This window comes from Aureispira anguillae (assembly GCF_026000115.1).
In the GTDB taxonomy this organism is placed as follows: Bacteria; Bacteroidota; Bacteroidia; order Chitinophagales; family Saprospiraceae; genus Aureispira; species Aureispira anguillae.
Genome location: NZ_AP026867.1, coordinates 1,470,808 through 1,487,861 on the forward strand (window position 1 = coordinate 1,470,808; position 17,054 = coordinate 1,487,861).

General features: G+C 38.6%; 6 protein-coding genes. 4 read left to right on the forward strand and 2 right to left on the reverse strand.

Annotation, left to right across the window (positions count from 1 at the left end; translation table 11 throughout):
- Positions 1-53: 53 nt before the first annotated feature.
- Positions 54-8,162 (forward strand): choice-of-anchor L domain-containing protein, encoded by an 8,109-nt coding sequence (locus AsAng_RS05545; protein WP_264791801.1) that lies wholly within the window; start codon positions 54-56, stop codon positions 8,160-8,162.
- A 297-nt stretch (positions 8,163-8,459) separates the two neighbouring features.
- Complete coding sequence (locus AsAng_RS05550; RefSeq protein WP_264791802.1) at positions 8,460-10,028, forward strand: T9SS type A sorting domain-containing protein; 1,569 nt, start codon at positions 8,460-8,462, stop codon at positions 10,026-10,028.
- 134 nt (positions 10,029-10,162) lie between these two features.
- Here the strand turns inward: AsAng_RS05550 and AsAng_RS05555 are convergent, their stop codons facing one another.
- Positions 10,163-13,876, reverse strand: coding sequence for a T9SS-dependent M36 family metallopeptidase (locus tag AsAng_RS05555; RefSeq protein ID WP_264791803.1), 3,714 nt, complete (start codon positions 13,874-13,876; stop codon positions 10,163-10,165).
- Positions 13,877-14,214: 338 nt separating this feature from the next.
- Entirely contained in the window at positions 14,215-14,511 is a 297-nt protein-coding gene (locus AsAng_RS05560) for a hypothetical protein (protein WP_264791804.1), read from the reverse strand.
- Positions 14,512-14,945: 434 nt separating this feature from the next.
- Here AsAng_RS05560 and AsAng_RS05565 point away from each other — a divergent pair, with 434 nt between their 5' ends.
- Positions 14,946-15,785 carry a S24 family peptidase gene (locus AsAng_RS05565; RefSeq protein ID WP_264791805.1) on the forward strand — a complete coding sequence of 280 codons (840 nt, stop codon included), beginning with the start codon at positions 14,946-14,948 and terminating at the stop codon, positions 15,783-15,785.
- Positions 15,786-15,824: 39 nt separating this feature from the next.
- A complete protein-coding gene (locus tag AsAng_RS05570; protein ID WP_264791806.1) occupies positions 15,825-16,811 on the forward strand; it encodes a bifunctional heptose 7-phosphate kinase/heptose 1-phosphate adenyltransferase in 987 nt (328 codons plus the stop codon).
- Positions 16,812-17,054 lie beyond the last annotated feature (243 nt).

Genomic DNA, 17,054 nt, shown 5'->3' on the forward strand with positions numbered 1-17,054 from the left:
GTTGTAGTCATACAGTACTGACCATTTTTTTTAGCCTTAATGAATAACATTCCATGAAACAACTAATCCTTCTAATCGGCTTTTTATTAGCAATAAGCAGCACCGCCGTTGGGCAGTTAACCGTACAAAACAACTTGACCGCTCAGCAGCTTGCCAACAACTTAGCAGGGCCGAATGTTACGGTATACAACGCCGTCTTGTACGATACCGTTCACGTACAAACAGGAACCTTCAATTACCAAGGCAGTGATTTGGGCTTGAATGCAGGAGTGATTCTTTCTAGTGGCAATGTTATGGATGCGATTGGCCCCAACAGCCAAAGCGGAACATCGGGAGGACAGATGCTGCCCTTTTACGATACCGACACGATCTTGGAAGCCATTGTAGGCACAAACATCAACGATTACACCTATTTGGAATTTGAATTTGAAGTACAAGGAGATGAAATTGCTTTTAATTACATCTTTCTTTCCGAGGAATACAATGAATTTATTAATGCCAGTTACAACGATGCCTTTGCCTTTGTGATTAGCGGCCCAGGGATTGTAGGAGAAGAAAATCTAGCAATAGTCCCCAATACCACAGCCCCAATTACCGTTCATTCCATCAACAACAACACTCATTGGCAATACTACATCGACAATGATTTTGGCACAGGAACAGTCAATATTGAATTTGATGGATTTACTCAATTGTTGACCGCCAGAAAAACAGGCTTACAGCCATGTGCCGTTTATAAACTTTCTTTGCGAATAGCAGACGGTCAAGACGATTTATACGATTCTGCCGTTATGTTAGAAGCCAATTCTTTAGTTTCTAATTCCATACAAGTAGTTGGAACAACTTATAGTGCTGATACCACGGCTTTAGAAGGCTGCATTCCTGCAAAATATACCTTTGATTTAGGCTATACCGCCACACAAGATTTGAACATTCCTATTCGATTAGAAGGGACGGCACTGAATGGAATCGATTATCAATACATTGATTCTTTTGTTACCATACCTCAGGGACAATCCTCTTCAACGCTTATTCTTAACGCCTTACAAGATGGCTTGGTAGAAGGAAGAGAAGTCATAGAGTTGATCTATCGTCCTTCAACATCTATCTGCGTGCCAGAGGACACCGTACGTTTATACATTGATGATGCTGCCCCAATTTCATATCATACGATTGGAAGCAATTTAACCTGTCCGAATGACTCGTCAGGAAGCATACAACTAACGATAACAGGAGGAAGCCCCCCTTACCAGATTCAGTATATGGATACCAGTACTCATGTGCTTCAGAATATCCCAGACACTAGCTTGCCGATTATAGGGCTTCCTGCGGCAACTTATTGGGTAGAAGTATTGGATCAGTATGGCTGTACCGCAGAAGCCATTGTTGCAGGAGGCTTGTACAATGCAGGACAAACATTTTTGCCAGATGGTACAGGAGCAGCTTATACCAACAGCATTGCAATTAATGATTTTAATGTAGGGCAAACCTTAAGTTCTATTCACCAAATCAATGCGATTTGTGCTACCCTAGAACATTCTTATGCAGGAGATTTAAGCATAGACCTAATTGCCCCTAATGGTGCTGTTATCCAATTAAAAGGAGTAGGGAATACAGGGTCGGCAGTCGCAGCATGCAATTTGGGTGAGCCCGTTGCCTCTGGTCCAACAGACAATTGGAGTTATAGCAATTTATCGGCAGGAGTAGGTTATCAATATTGTTGGACAAATAATGCTACTTATCCAACCATGACAGGAATGATTGCCCCCAGTCACCCTGGTCCACCACCAACATATACTTATACCACCTTAGCAGGGAACAGCTATACCGATTATTATTTACCAGCAGGTTCTTATACTCCCAGACAAAATTTCTTTGGATTATTGGGCAGCCCTTTGAATGGAAACTGGACGCTTCGCCTTACCGACAACTATGCACAAGATAATGGTTACTTATTTGATTGGAGCATTAGCCTAAAGGCTGATTTACCAGATTCTATTGTTACCTTACAAGAACCTCCTGTGCCAACCATAACACCTGTCTTAAACAACCCTTCCTGCAATGGATCAGATGGAAGCATTAATTTGTCAATTGGTGGTTTGTTTCCTCCTTATTCCTATTTGTGGTCTACAGGCGACACGACTCAGCACATCAATGGATTGGCAGCAGGGAGTTATGGGGTAAGTTTGACAGATGGGAACAGTTGCCTGCATCAAAAAAACATTACTCTTTCCAATGTTTCTGGACCTGTGGTGTCTGCGGTTGTGAATGCAGAAGCTTGTGTAGGAAGTTCAGATGGGAGCATTGATTTATCAACAGGAAGTGGAAACCTGAACTTTAGTTGGTCCAATAATGAAACGACAGAGGATATAATAAACCTAGCTGCTGGGCTTTATACCGTAACGATTTCGGATAGTTCTAATTGTCAAACCATTGCTAAGTATACCATTCCACAAGCAGTACCTATGTATACCACAGCATCTATTGTGCATGAAAATTGTGGCGATCAGGAAGGAGAAATTAACTTGAATGTAAGAGGCGGGGCAGCTCCTTATCATTATCAATGGTCCAATGGAGCGACCGTTCAACAAGTGCAAGATTTAGTGCAAGGAACCTATCAGGTAACGATTACAGATGCGAATAATTGTATAAAAGTAGATAGCTTTGAATTGCTTAATTTAGTAGGGAATTGCGTCCGCAATTGCGATTTGCAGCTCGTTAATACACAGATAATGGATGAAACCTGCGCCAATGGGAGCGGAAGCATAGAACTTATGGCTCAATCTACGGGGGGTACAATTGCTTATGTATGGTCCAATAGTCTTACCGATAATAGAATAAGTAACTTATCAGAAGGAATGTACCAAGTGACGATTTCGGATGCAAGCGGTTGTCATTTAGTGGATTCTTTTGAGATTAAGAACCAAACGAATGGACTAGCAATTGCAGCAATAAACTCAGTAAATGAACATTGTAGCAGAGGAAATGGCACGCTCGAAATTTATGCTGTTGGTGGAATTTTGCCTTATGCTTATCAATGGTCGAATGATTCTAGCAGTTCAAGAATAACCAATTTGTCACAAGGAATTTATACCTGTACCATTACCGATGCAAGTGCCTGTTCAATTGTTATTTCAGATACAATTTTTAATGAAACAGGAAGCTTTCAATTGAGTTATGAGAATACAGTAGATGCAAGTTGCAACGATTCTACAGGGTCAATTGATATTACAAGAACAGGAGGGGAATGGCCGTATACTTATTTGTGGTCCAATGGAGCAACAACTGAAGATTTAAGAGCCATTCCAGCAGGAAATTATTCTTGCACCATTAGTGAAAATCGAGGTTGTTTGATTGTAACACCAACGTATAGAATAAGCAATGATGCTGGCAATTTTCAGCTCAATAATATTGATGTTGATCCCGAAATTTGTGGCAATGCAGCAGGAGAAATTCGACTCACTATGACTGGTGGTATTATGCCCTATCATTATCTTTGGAGCACAGGGGATACAACCAATAGGATCGAACAATTGTCTTCAGGAATTTATGAAGTAACCATTACCGATTCGATGGGCTGCAAACTAGAACAATCCAATCTAATTGTAGGAAATACAAGTGGTCATTTGAGTGTTGATGCGACTCAGGTGATAAATGAAAACTGTTCTGATGGTACAGGAAGTATTTATTTATCTACTTCAGGAAACAGTGGGGCGCTGGCTTATCAATGGAATACGGGCTCTAATGCCCCTGGTTTATCTAATTTGAGTGCTGGGCTTTATCGTTGCACCATATCAGATACTTTAGGTTGTACAGTCGTTCACCATGCACAAGTTGTTAATCAAGTTGGTGACCTAGCACTAGCAAGCAGCCAACTTACCAATGAAAGTTGTACGCAACAAAATGGAGCAATAGAGATTGGGATAACAGGAGGAAGTTTGCCCTATGCTTATCAGTGGTCAACGGCTGACACCACCAAAGATTTGAACAACTTAAGTCAAGGAATGTATACCTGTACCATTACGGATAATTTAGGTTGTAAAATCATAAAAGACTTTAGGCTTACCAATACAACAAATTCATACTTGTTGATGCCACCAAGGGTCGTACATGAACATTGCAATAACAGTGCTGGTGCAATAGACATTCACCTTATTAATAACAATCTACCTTTGTCGTATCAATGGTCGAATGGAGCGAGTACCGAAGATATAACCAATTTGAGTCAAGGAACGTATACCTGCACCCTTACGGATAGTGCTAATTGCCAAGTTATTTTAGGACCTTATTCTATTTTGAATACATCTGCAACAGTGCTAGGAGCAAGCCATCTTAGCCACGAAGTTTGCAACCAACAGAATGGCGCAATTGATCTTACAATAATCAGCGGAAATCCGCCTTATACCTATCAATGGTCGAATGGAGCAAGCACCGAAGACATAACCAATTTGGGGCAAGGAACATATACCTGCACCCTTACTGACTCCTTAGGATGCACGAGCATAATCACCGAAACGATTCAATCAACAGTAGGCAATTTTTCCATTGCAGGGGTTAATATTACAGATGAACATTGCACGAATCATTTAGGAAGTATTGACTTGTCGATTCAAGGAGGAAATTCGCCTTATACCTATCAGTGGTCGAATGGAGCGAGTACCCAAGATCTAGCCAACCTAAATCAGGGAACCTATAGCGTCACCGTAGAGGATGCCAATACTTGTCAGCTTACGGCAACCTATGTTGTCAATAATTTTTCAGGCAATCTACAAATTGCCAACATTGCACAATCGCCAGAGGTTTGTGGAAACGGTCAAGGCGCAATAGATGTTACAATAATCAACGGGCAAGTTCCTTATACCTATCAATGGTCCAATGGGGCAAGCACCCAAGATGTGTTGAATTTATCGAGTGGAATCTATACACAAACTATTACAGACCATAACGGTTGTTCTATTGTTCATTCTAATTATATCAGCAATAGTTCTGGAACCCTTTTTATAGATAATCTAACCCAAGTAGATGAACGTTGTAATCAGCAAAATGGCGCTATAAATTTAGCTGTTTTAGGAGGAACAATGCCGTATACTTATCAGTGGTCAAACGGTGACACCACAGCAGTTGTTGCTGGGCTAAGGGATGGGATTTATACTTGTCTCATTACAGATGCTACAGGTTGTACGCTAAGCAGTACCAGTATACTGAATGATTTAGGGGCTGATTTGCAAATTTCTAATGTAACCGTTTTAGACAACCATTGTGCTAAAGCCAATGGAGCGATCCAGGCCAGGGTAACAGGCGGAAACCAACCCTATACCTATCAATGGACGTCCAGTACAGCCCATCAATGCGGCAATTATGTCTTAAATATGCATATCCCTTTTGTGACAATAGGATCGGGCTGGTGGTCCAACCCTATTGCTGCGGTAAGAGTGTCTATTAATAACAGTATTTATGGTTATTATGCCGTTCCGATGGGGTGGAATAAAAATTTTGAGTCGGCCCTAATTCCCGTTTGTGCTGGAGATAGCATTCAATTAGAATACTTGGGTAATACATCCTATCTATACGCTTATGAATTATTAGATGGGCAGGGCAATGTACTTTTTCAAGATTGGCCAGCTTCGGATACAGGGATAACCTATCGTGATGCAGTCAGGAGTATCGCTGTAGGGCAAGGAACCAATTATTATTCAGGGATTACAGGCGGTAATTATACCCTAATGGTGACGGATAGCAATGGCTGTACGGTCAATCAAACAATTCCTCTAAATAACCTTAGTGATTCTTTACAATTGGATCAGGTCAATCTATTGAACGAGACTTGCGGTAATGCGAATGGTTCCATTCATTTAGCGCTATCAGGCAGCAACGCCCCCGCTTATTCGTGGAGTACAGGAGCCATTACACCAAGCATTCAGGATTTAAGAGCAGGAACCTATGGGCTTACCGTTACCGACGAAACAGGCTGTTCATTGACCGATACCTATACCATTTTAAATAATGCCAATGGAATAGTTGCTAATCCTTTGATTCTATCCGATAGTTGCAACTTAGGAAATGGAGCAATTAATTTAACACTTGCAGGAGGACAGACACCTTATTCTTTTAATTGGGAGCATGGTCAAAGAATTCAGAACAGAGGTAATTTATCAACAGGACATTATCAAGTAACCATTACAGATGCTCAAAGTTGCAAAATTCGAGAACAATTTTATGTGCCTAACCAAACACAAAGTTTTTATGTTGTAGATTCTATTCTACCAGAAATATGCCTTAATGCGGGAGGCGAAATACATCTAGAGACGACAGGAGGAAGTCCTCCCTATGTTTATCAATGGTCGAATGGAGGCAGCAGTAGCAATTTGACAGGGTTATCAGCAGGAATATACCGTTGTTCTATTACTGATGCAACGGGTTGTACCTACGTTTGGTCGGATACTGTACAAAAAATCAATACTCCCATTTCTATTCCCAATGCAGTATATAGAAATAGTACATGCTTTGATACCGCAACCGTTGGCAATCTACCTGCTGGGGCAATCTACCTAAATGCAGTAGGGGGGACAGCGCCCTTGAGTTATTTGTGGAGCAATGGCACGACAAACCCTATTCTAGAAAATATCTATAGTGGGATTTATAGTCTAACGGTTACCGATGTGAATGGCTGTCAACTTATTGATTCTTTTGAATTGGAGCTACACCCTTCCGAAAATTTATTTTCAACAATCGATACTACCATTATTCCAGAATATTGCAATAACAATCAAGGAGAGATCACAGTTGACTTTGGTGCTTATGGTCTTAGAGATTATATTTGGAGTACAGGAGACAGCAGTCTTAATTCTACCACAAGTACCATCTCAGGCTTATCCGCAGGAAATTATTCTGTTACGATTTCTCAATTTTATTTTAATCCCTCCATCAATACTACCTGTACGATTACAAAACAATTTGAAGTTCCCCATGATATGGGAACCCTTAAAGTTGATTCCATCAACCATTTGGATGAATCTTGTTACCAATCGAATGGCATTATTAATCCATTTATTTCAGGGGGAACCCTGCCTTATGCTTATTTATGGTCGAATGGAGATACAAGCCAAGGACTCGCTGGAATTACCGCAGGGCAATATGCTCTTACTGTGACCGATTCGGTGGGGTGTGAAGCGGTTGAGCAAGGAATTTTTCTGAATAATTTAACTTTTGGTTTGGGCATTCAAAATACGGTATTAGTAGATGAGCAGTGTGGTGCAGATGGAAGCATTGCCGTGATCGTTTCAGGAGGTAGTTTACCCTATACTTATCAATGGTCGAATGGCGATAGCAGTGCTACAATAACTGGACTAATTGGAGGCACTTATTATTTAACCGTAACAGAAGGAAATGGCTGTATCTTTGTCGATTCATTTTACATCAATGGAGCCAATAATCCGATAAGTAGTACTTTTCAAGTAATCGCCCCTAATTGTGCGCTGTCTAATGGTGTTATAGTGACTGGAGTTAGTGGAGGTGTTTCTCCTTATACTTATGTTTGGTCAACAACGGATACAACAGCAACCATTAGCGATTTAGCAGTTGGGAACTATGCATTAACCGTTTATGATAACAATGGTTGCGCTAGAACGTTTGGTTTTCAACTTAGCGATACCACTAATCCTGTTAATTTGCAAATGGTAGACACGGTAAGTACTTCGTGTAATAATTGCACAGATGGTGCTATAAATCTAACCTTAGATACGTTGGCGGCTCCCTATACCTTCGCTTGGAGTGATGGAAGTACAACAGAAGATCTAGCTAACCTAGCAGCAGGAAGTTATAGCGTAACCATTACGAATGCTGACGGTTGTACATTGGACACCTTATTTATAGTGAATACATCAGTTGGTATAAAACGCACTAAAACTACAGCAATAGCGGCGAAGGTTTACCCCAATCCTTCGAATGGAAAAATAACCCTTGAATTTACCCAATCGTTAGCAGCACCAACTACGATCCATCTGTACAATAATTTGGGGCAAACTATTTACACTAAAAAACTAGAGCTTACCAAGCTAGATCGCTTGATTCATTTACAATTGGAGCACCTTGTTCCTGGTATTTATTTATTACAATTGACCAGCCAAGAAAACTATTTTATTAAAAAAATAAGAATTCAATAGATGGCAAGAAAAACATCGTAAACAGTAGAATTGATGGACTCAAATGGTTGCCAAAGAAAGCGTTAGCTGTCGGGGAATTCTTGAAAAATGGAGGTAAGTTTTGATGGGTAAAAATATAAAAATTTGACTTGGTCTATATTTTGTGGCATAGAAGATATTCAAATGTAAATTTTTGAATATATTAAAGTTGCTATTTTTAAAGTAGCAAGGCACATCATGATCTTTTTGCTAACTAAAACAAAATGAATCATTGTTATAATTCAAAATACTACATCGATCTTCCTAAAAAAACATTTTATGAAACTATTCCTTCTTTTTATTCTCTTGACTAGTAGTGTAATTACTTGGTCGCAAAATAGCCTTAATTTAGAACACAGTTATACTGGAGAAAATTTTAGCATGCGAGCGGTTTATCCAACCTTTGGCGAAAAATACTCTATGATAGAGGAGGCAACGGGCATGCTTAATATTTACAATGCCGACCATAGCTTATGGAAAACGATAACATTGCCTGTACCAGTAGGAGCAACCGATTATCATTTATTTTGGGTGACAGAGGAGGTGGTAAATCCAGATTCTTTATTTGAAATTGCCTACCGTTATAAACCATCAGCAAGTTCGTCGTTTGCTTGCCGTTTGGTGAATGAGCAAGGCACTATTTTATTAGATTTGCCTGCAACAAGTCAAATTTACCTGAATCGGATAGGTGGTTTACAAGATAAAATTCTTGTTTTAGATTCTGCGGGGACAGATGTTTATGATTTGCCTGGACTGACACTTGAACATGAATTTTTGGTGAATCAGGGAGTAAAACGAATAAATTTTGAGTATGATGGTGAAAAATATTACTACGCAGATAGAGATACATCATTGCTTTATATTTATAATGACAATTTTTCGCTTTGGAAACAGATCAATATCCCTAGACCAGCGGGAGCAGTTTCTAATAGCATACGTCATATTTCACAAAGCAAGATTAATGCAGATAGTTTGATAGAAATATCTGCTTCTTTTGTAAATCCTGTGCTCATGGAAGTAAACAGTCGAATATTTAATGATGCAGGTGTTGTTTTGTTAGATTATCAGGATGGACGCTATCTTTATTTGGATGAATTGAATGGATCTAGTAGTAAGCTTATTGGGTATAGATTGTCCGATAGTGCAGATGTATTTTCTGTACCTAGTTTGACCCTAGAACAATCTTATCCCAAACGTGTCAAAAGAATTCATTTAGCCTTATCGGGGGAGAAATATTATTACTACGATGGAGCGGTGGTGCATCTTAAAAATAGTGACCATAGCGCATGGAAAACAGTACAAATTGGTCCTTTACTAGCCAGTGGTTCTAATATAGAACACATTTCTGAGACTAAAATTTTTAGTGATTCTTTGCTCGAAATTGGCTATACTTGGTGGCGAAATATGCCTGGCAACCAACAAGAGTATAGATCCTTTATCATCAATGAGCATGGAACTGTTTTTTTAGAGGAAAGGAATTGTTATAGAACCTACATTAGTGAAATAGATAGCTTGGAAACGAAAGTTATTACGACCCTAAACAAACCAAAATGTTGTTTTGATAAAGTATATGAAATTGTAAACAATACCGCCATAAATGTCATAGCCAACAAGACGCAGTCTATTCATATTTATCCGAATCCTGTATCGGAACATTTGATGATAGAAAACCCTATAGAAGAGCCATTAACGCTTCAATTAATGACCACCAATGGCAAGTTGATTCAAACGCTAACAATTAAAGATAAAGTACATGAAGTTGATGTTTCAATGCTGCCAAACGGGATTTATTTTTTATCAGGACATTCTGACAAATTTAATTTTAATCAAAAAATAGTAGTTTACTAGAACGGCTTAGTGTACAAAATAAAGTTAGCTTAGTGAAGTAGATTGAATAGAGTTATTGAGAGTAAAAAATCCCATACTAGCATTTGCCAGTATGGGATTTTCTACCTTTAAAGGGGTTGCTTTTTTTGAGACGGCTATTCAACTACTAATTTCCGAATTTCAGTAAAGTTTAATCCTTGGATTCTAACAATATACATAGCACTAGGCAATTGTTCTAGATTTAGTGTAAACTGAGTCGTGCCTCTTTCTAAAGTAGCCGTTTGCAGAACACGACCATCTATCCCCGACACTTGCACCGTTAAATCATGAGCACTTGCTTTGTTTAATAAGATATTTGCCCAATTTTTACTAGGATTTGGGCTTAATGTTATCATGGGGATTGTGGCATCATTTGGCGTATTGATACCAACAATATCATTGATTACTTGTGTGCTAGAACAGGTGCCGCCATTGATGGTAAGTGTAACGGTATAAGGGTTACCATCAGCATAAGTATGCGTAGGATTAGGAAGGGTTGAAAAGCTACCATCGCCAAATGACCAATGCCAAGATGTGGCTCCTGCTGAACCATCAGAAAAGGTAAAGGTATTGTTGGTGTTGGTATAAGTAAAATAACTTAGCACAGGCGTTGCGTAAGCTGTATCTTGAGCAGAAACACAACGTGGTTCTCGAACTTCTAAATTATAAAAATAATAATAAGTGGTATTGGGTGCTGTTGTGGAAGATGAACTATTAATAGACATTAAGTTAGGACTAGTATAAGGATAATTGGCACCTGTTGTATTGCGATACAAATGAAGGTTTTCACCTCCTAAGTTATAGAAACCACTATCTGGCACCATAAGATTAAGATTTACCTGCTGAAAACCATCTACCAAATAAACAGTTGCATCATCAACAATATTATTGGGAGTAGTTCCAGTTGTATTGGTTCCACTTGCTAAAAAGAACGTTCGGTTGCCAGCACCATTGGCATAAACCCAAGTAGAAACTAATTCTAAAGCCTGATCTGCTCTAAAGTTAAGTGCTCCATAGGCATTGGTAAAGCCACCATTCCCGATGGTCGAATCAAGTGCACCAATGAATTGATGTGGGGCTCCTGTTATGTTTTCAGCATAATAAGTATGCTGCGTTCCAAGATTGGGAATCCAAAGCGTATCTCCCTGCTGTATAACATGGTTGGCCACATTTTTCCACTGAATGGTACCACTACCCGTAGCTACTAGGAGAGCAGAATCACCAGCACAAATTTCAGTACTAATTGCAACAGGAGGAGGAGGAAGGGCTATTGTAATTTGCTGACTAGTCGTATCGCTTCCTAGTGGATTGCTAACAATTAATGTTACGGTATAATTGCCATCAGTTTGGTAAGCATGGGTAGGATTTTGTTGGGTAGAACTAACTCCATCTCCAAAATCCCAAAACCATTGGTGGGGCGTCATGTAGCTAGAATCCGTAAATTGGATGCTAGAGACACAGCTATTGAGAGCGCTAGGCGTAAATGCTGCAACAGGTGGGGCAGAAGGAATTAAGCAAACAGGAGAAAGATCAAAGGCTTCTACTTGATCGCTGCGACTAGCAGAGCTACCTTGACTAGCACTGTAACCAAAACCACGTTTGGCAAAGACTTCCCAAATTAAACACTCATGGGCTCCATTGTACAATAATTGATCGGCTTGTAAGATGGCATCACGACCATCAATCATACCAGGATTGCAAGGTTGCAACTTTAATCCTTCAATGACCAAATTCATTGCTATGTTATTTCCCCCTGTGCCATTGTATAAATCAGGATCAGGAACGCCACCATAGGCATCAATCAAAGCCCAGGTTAAATCCCAAAGGGCTGTTGCAAAAATAAAACCAACACCATGAGGCTGGGAGATGGCAGAAACATTATTAGAGTTGGCATAAGTATAGCCATTTACCGCCCAATCGGTTGAATAAGGAGCTGGTCGAATTCCATCTCCTGTATTGGGTTGTCCTTTGACATAAGTACCAATACCTCGTACATCTGTTCCTTGATCTCCTGGTTCAATGGTGAGCATCAACCCAAACCAATCGCTCCAACCTTCTCCCATTTGTTCCGCATTGTGCAAACAATTAGAATTGTTGGCACCACCTGTTAAACGGTTAGAAATGCCATGGCCATATTCGTGTGCAATGATACCATTGTCCAAATCACTATCCTTGTTACTAATACCAGCATTATCAATAGAGACCGATACATTTCCTGTCAATAGTTCTGCTTTCAGTGCATTGGCATCTGCGGGTAAAATCATAATAGAAGGGATATTAATGCTACTACTCGTTCCACCCATTACAAATAGAAAGCCCATATTGTTAGCAATGATAACAGCCAACGCTCCTGCATTTTGTGCCGCTTGAATTTTATCGGTAAAACCACAAGTGCCTTGATCAATTAAAACAATTTTACCATTGAGTTGATTCGCATTAATAATACTGTCGCAACCATCATGGATTGGAGCAGTAACGTCTTCGAGCAATACAAGATTACCTGTAACTGGAACAGGAGGAAGGCTAGGACCAAAAGAAGCAGTGGATGCTAAATAGGTTCCTGTGATATTAGAAGGAGCATTAACCGTTAAAAAATGCCCAATGCTACTACTAAATGGCCAAACGTACATTTGCATTCTAGGGCGATTCCCATCATTAGGAGTAGCAAAGTTAGCATTATTGGTGCCGCTACCATCTTGAGTTTCTGCTCGGACATAATCCCCTCCTTGTCCGCCATTGCCGTAGTTATTGGCTTGAAAATTACCACTGGCTTCGTCAAAACCATAGCGATACCAAATGTCGTGCATAGCGTTGTTCATGTAAAACAAATTGGTAACCGCAGCATCGATATAACTAGGGGGCTGAGCAGCATTGTTAAATGGGAAATTAAATTCTAGATTAGCACCGCCATCAGGGCTATAACCTGGGCTATTGGTATTAGAAGTATCTTCATAGGCATAAACGTTGTTGCCTCTGGTAATGGTATATTCGGCGCCATTGGCTCCATTGGTGTCGTGCCAACCATAAGGCGAAGCTATGGGATCAGCAGGATTGGTAACCACTGACCGAACGCCATGTGCTGCACTTTCTAGCGGCAGAGCAAATACCGTGTACTGGTCAGGAGCTAAGGTCTTATTGGGTTTTTCGTTATAGGAGTTGGGCGAATTTGTATGTGGGAGTTTGCATTTGGCAAAGGGGGAGCCATCAAAACGACAATGCGTTACCCAGTCGTTTTTGTGGAGCAATGCTCCTGTTTGAGCATCAATTAAAACCGACCACCAATGTTGGGCATTTTGCTCATAAATGGATAGTTCCCAAGCCAGATGAATGGCTTGTGTTGAACGAGCAAAATAACTTAGTTTTACGGGGATGTTTTCTAAGGAAATTCCACCTTTATTATAGATAAAGTGCTTGTGATCCTGTGCGTCAATAACCTTAAGCGCTACTGGAGAAGGCAGATTTAATGCCTTTGCGGCCAATTTAATGGCTTGATTGGGTTTGATAGAAGGAGTGGTGTATTGTATCTTTTTAGCAATATGATCTACCAGTCGATTTCCCATGCTAACTACTTTTCCTGCTTTGATCGCAAAGTTGGCAGTTCCATTGCTTAAATCAATTCCATTGTAAGATTGTCGAATATAAGTATAGCTAGCCCCACTTTGTTGAGATTGATGTTGACTAGTAATGGTCCAATTACTAATGTCATTTTGAGTCAAGCCCAGTTCTTTCTGGTGTTCATTTAAAAAATCTTGAATGATTTTGGTTGAATTTTGCGCCCAAAGGGAACTGCAGCCTAATAGATAGGCTATAATAATTTGTAGTACTTTCATAAAAAAAATTAGTCTGAACTTGAGGGGACGTACAGGATAAATTAGTTGATTGGTAAATGTACATTTTTATAAATGGATTAAAAAACGCAATCTATTATTTGATGGGAATATGACAAAGAGGTAGAATAGCTGTTTATAAAATGAAATTCAAAGCAACTAAAAGATAGTAATAGGGGAGAAAAGAGCTGCTTTTATTAGCCTAAAATGTTCATAGCTTTGTGAATGAGTCTTTTGGGATAAAGGAAACTTTTTGGCTTTGGTAGGAATAATTGGTAGAGGGGGAAAATTGGGGTGATTTTGGTATAAAAAGGATTGTTCTTATAGGGAAAAAGTTTTCTTTAATTTAAAGAAAATTCTCTTACTGTTTGGCTAGAATTATGAAACATTAGTGGCATTATTGATGGAATCATAAATTCACTTAATGATAGTTGTGCAATTATTTCCATGACTTCAAACTCATTTTCTGCACCAGCAATTAACCATAATTTAGAACGATTGAGGGATAGGGAGTAACTTTTGATGATTCCTTTAGCCATCATTCGATCGATTTGTTGTTGCTGCTGAGGAATCTTGTTAAGAAAATCGTTGGTAAAGACGTCTAGCAATTCAAACTCTACCATATAAAACTGTTTCATGATTAACGATTTTTAAGTGATAAGAACATGTCTCTCTTATATTTATTGATTATTTTACCTTATAAAGAACTTAAATTAATAAAAGAGATCAAAAAAAAATAAAAATTAACCTGTTGTTTATTTTAAGTAAATGTACAGTTCAAAATAATAAATAAAAGAAAGTTTAAGTGTCACTTTTATACTAAAAAAATAATTTGTTTAAATTATTTGCGTAAATAATTGCTTATTCTTTCGGAATCCGCTACTTTTACAATTGTCAGTCTTTTGCTTAGATTAAATAAACAATATGATTAAAGATTGACATATTGAGGATCAACTCTTTATTTTTATGGGAGTATCCAATCATCAACAAAAAATGGTTGAGAATTGGGTAGGAAGCCAAGAACAAAAAGGTAGAGTTGGGGATTTTTTCTCTGTTTAAAAGTTTTATTGTTATGAATAGTGTTGTAACTCAGCGTTTTATTAATTGCCACAATAAGTTAAAAAAAGATCAGCGTATTCGTTCTAGTCGACAATTTGCGCTTTCATTAGATTATTTGCCTCAGAGTTTGAGTGAAATACTAAAGAATAGAAGGGATGTTACGATTGAATTGTTGCGAAAGGCAATAGAACACTATAAGATTAATCCTGTTTATTTATTTACAGGGGAAGGTCCTATGTTTATGAAGGAGGAAGCGCACAAAGATTTTCGGGTATTAACGATTGTTACAGATCCTCAAAATGATGAGCGTATTGTTCATGTTCCAATGCCTGCTCAGGCGGGGTATGCTTCTGACCTAAGTGACCCAACATTTGTACAAAATTTGCCTTCTTTTTCGTTACCTGATTATAAATATAAGGTGGGAACGCATCGTTCTTTTGATGTTGCAGGGGACAGTATGGAACCAACACTTTATGAGGGAGACAAGGTGATTTGTAGTTATTTGGAGCCAACACTTTGGGAAACCTCCGTTAAGAAAAACTATGTTTATGTGATTGTGACCCAAGGAGATGTCTTAGTAAAAAGAACACACAATAATATCAAGACGGACAAATCGTTAACGTTGTTTTCCGATAACCCTTATTATGAGCCTTTTGATGTAAAACTCAGTGAAATAAAAGAAATTTGGTACGTTCGTGCTAAACTTAGTCCTTTTTTACCTTCTCCTCAAAATGTAAAAAATATACTTCGGGATGAGGTGAGTGACTTAAAAGATAGTATGATGCAACAATCTACGATTATTGAAAATCTTTATAAAACCATAGAAGAACTAGCGAATCTAAAAAAGAAATAGATTACTATGTTATTGGGTTGATTTAAACTGTTTGTGAGTGTGAAAGAAATATCCTTAGAAACTTGTTTTGATGATTTAAACGTATTAATTATTGGAGATGTTATTTTGGATCATTACCTAATAGGAAAAGTCGATAGAATATCACCTGAAGCACCTGTTCCTGTCGTTTTGCACGAAGAAGAAGATTATCGTTTAGGAGGGGCAGCGAATGTAGCGCTTAATATAAAAGCAATGGGGGCTACCCCTTATTTAGTTTCTTTGGTTGGGGATGATTTATATGGTAAACAGTTTGTAGACTTGCTTACAGAGTTGTCGCTCAAAACAGCTTATTTGGTCAAAGAGCAAGGACGAACGACCACTTGTAAAACTCGAATCTTGGCACGAAACCAACACCTGTTGCGTTATGACCACGAAACAACAAAGCCAATCAGTGCCGCAATCCAACAAAAAATTATGGATCAAATTCATCTTATTCTACAAGATGAAAAGATAGATGTTATTGTATTCCAAGATTATAATAAAGGTTTATTGACCAATGAACTCATTCGACAGGTTTTGGATTTAGCAAAGAAACATCAAATAAAAACATTAGCAGATCCCAAAAAAACTAATTTTTTAGCTTATTCTGGTGTTGACTGGTTTAAGCCTAATTTGAGAGAAATTAATGAAGGACTAAATTTTTCTATCTCAGAAAAAGCTCCTCAACTTGCTCAATTGTCAGAAGCTGCATCAATGCTTCAAAAACACCTAAGAAATGACTACACCTTAATTACTTTAGGAGCAAAAGGAATGTATTATGCAGGCAGAGAGGATTCTGGGTTAGTGGCAACGCAGGAGCGTCAGGTAGCAGATGTATGCGGAGCAGGAGATACTGTTATTAGTATTGTTGCTTTGGGGGTGGCCGCAGCGCTAGATGTTAAAAAAGTATTAACGTTAGCGAATATAGCAGGAGGGCAGGTTTGTGAAAAAGTAGGGGTTGTCCCCATTGATAAACAAGCCTTACTTGACGAATATTTTAATACTTGATGGAGTAATTCTCATAACACTAAATCTTTGTTTAATTGCGGTATAAGGTAAAAGTAATTGGAAAATGATTTTTAAAAAATCTTTTTTTATTGCTTTTGCGGATCGAATAGGTAGAAGTATTTGAATTTCATTTCTTCTAACTATTAATTTTAGGATTAATGTCGTCAATGGAGCGTCAAAAAACAGTATTGTTATGAAAATATTAAGATTAAATTTACAACTTTAGGAAAAATGATTTACTTT

Bases quoted from the DNA above. Each gene is read 5' to 3' on its own strand.
- AsAng_RS05545 (WP_264791801.1), top strand. From the start codon at position 54: ATGAAACAACTAATCCTTCTAATCGGCTTTTTATTAGCAATAAGCAGC.
- AsAng_RS05550 (WP_264791802.1), top strand. From the start codon at position 8,460: ATGAAACTATTCCTTCTTTTTATTCTCTTGACTAGTAGTGTAATTACT.
- AsAng_RS05555 (WP_264791803.1), bottom strand. From the start codon at position 13,876: ATGAAAGTACTACAAATTATTATAGCCTATCTATTAGGCTGCAGTTCC.
- AsAng_RS05560 (WP_264791804.1), bottom strand. From the start codon at position 14,511: ATGAAACAGTTTTATATGGTAGAGTTTGAATTGCTAGACGTCTTTACC.
- AsAng_RS05565 (WP_264791805.1), top strand. From the start codon at position 14,946: ATGAATAGTGTTGTAACTCAGCGTTTTATTAATTGCCACAATAAGTTA.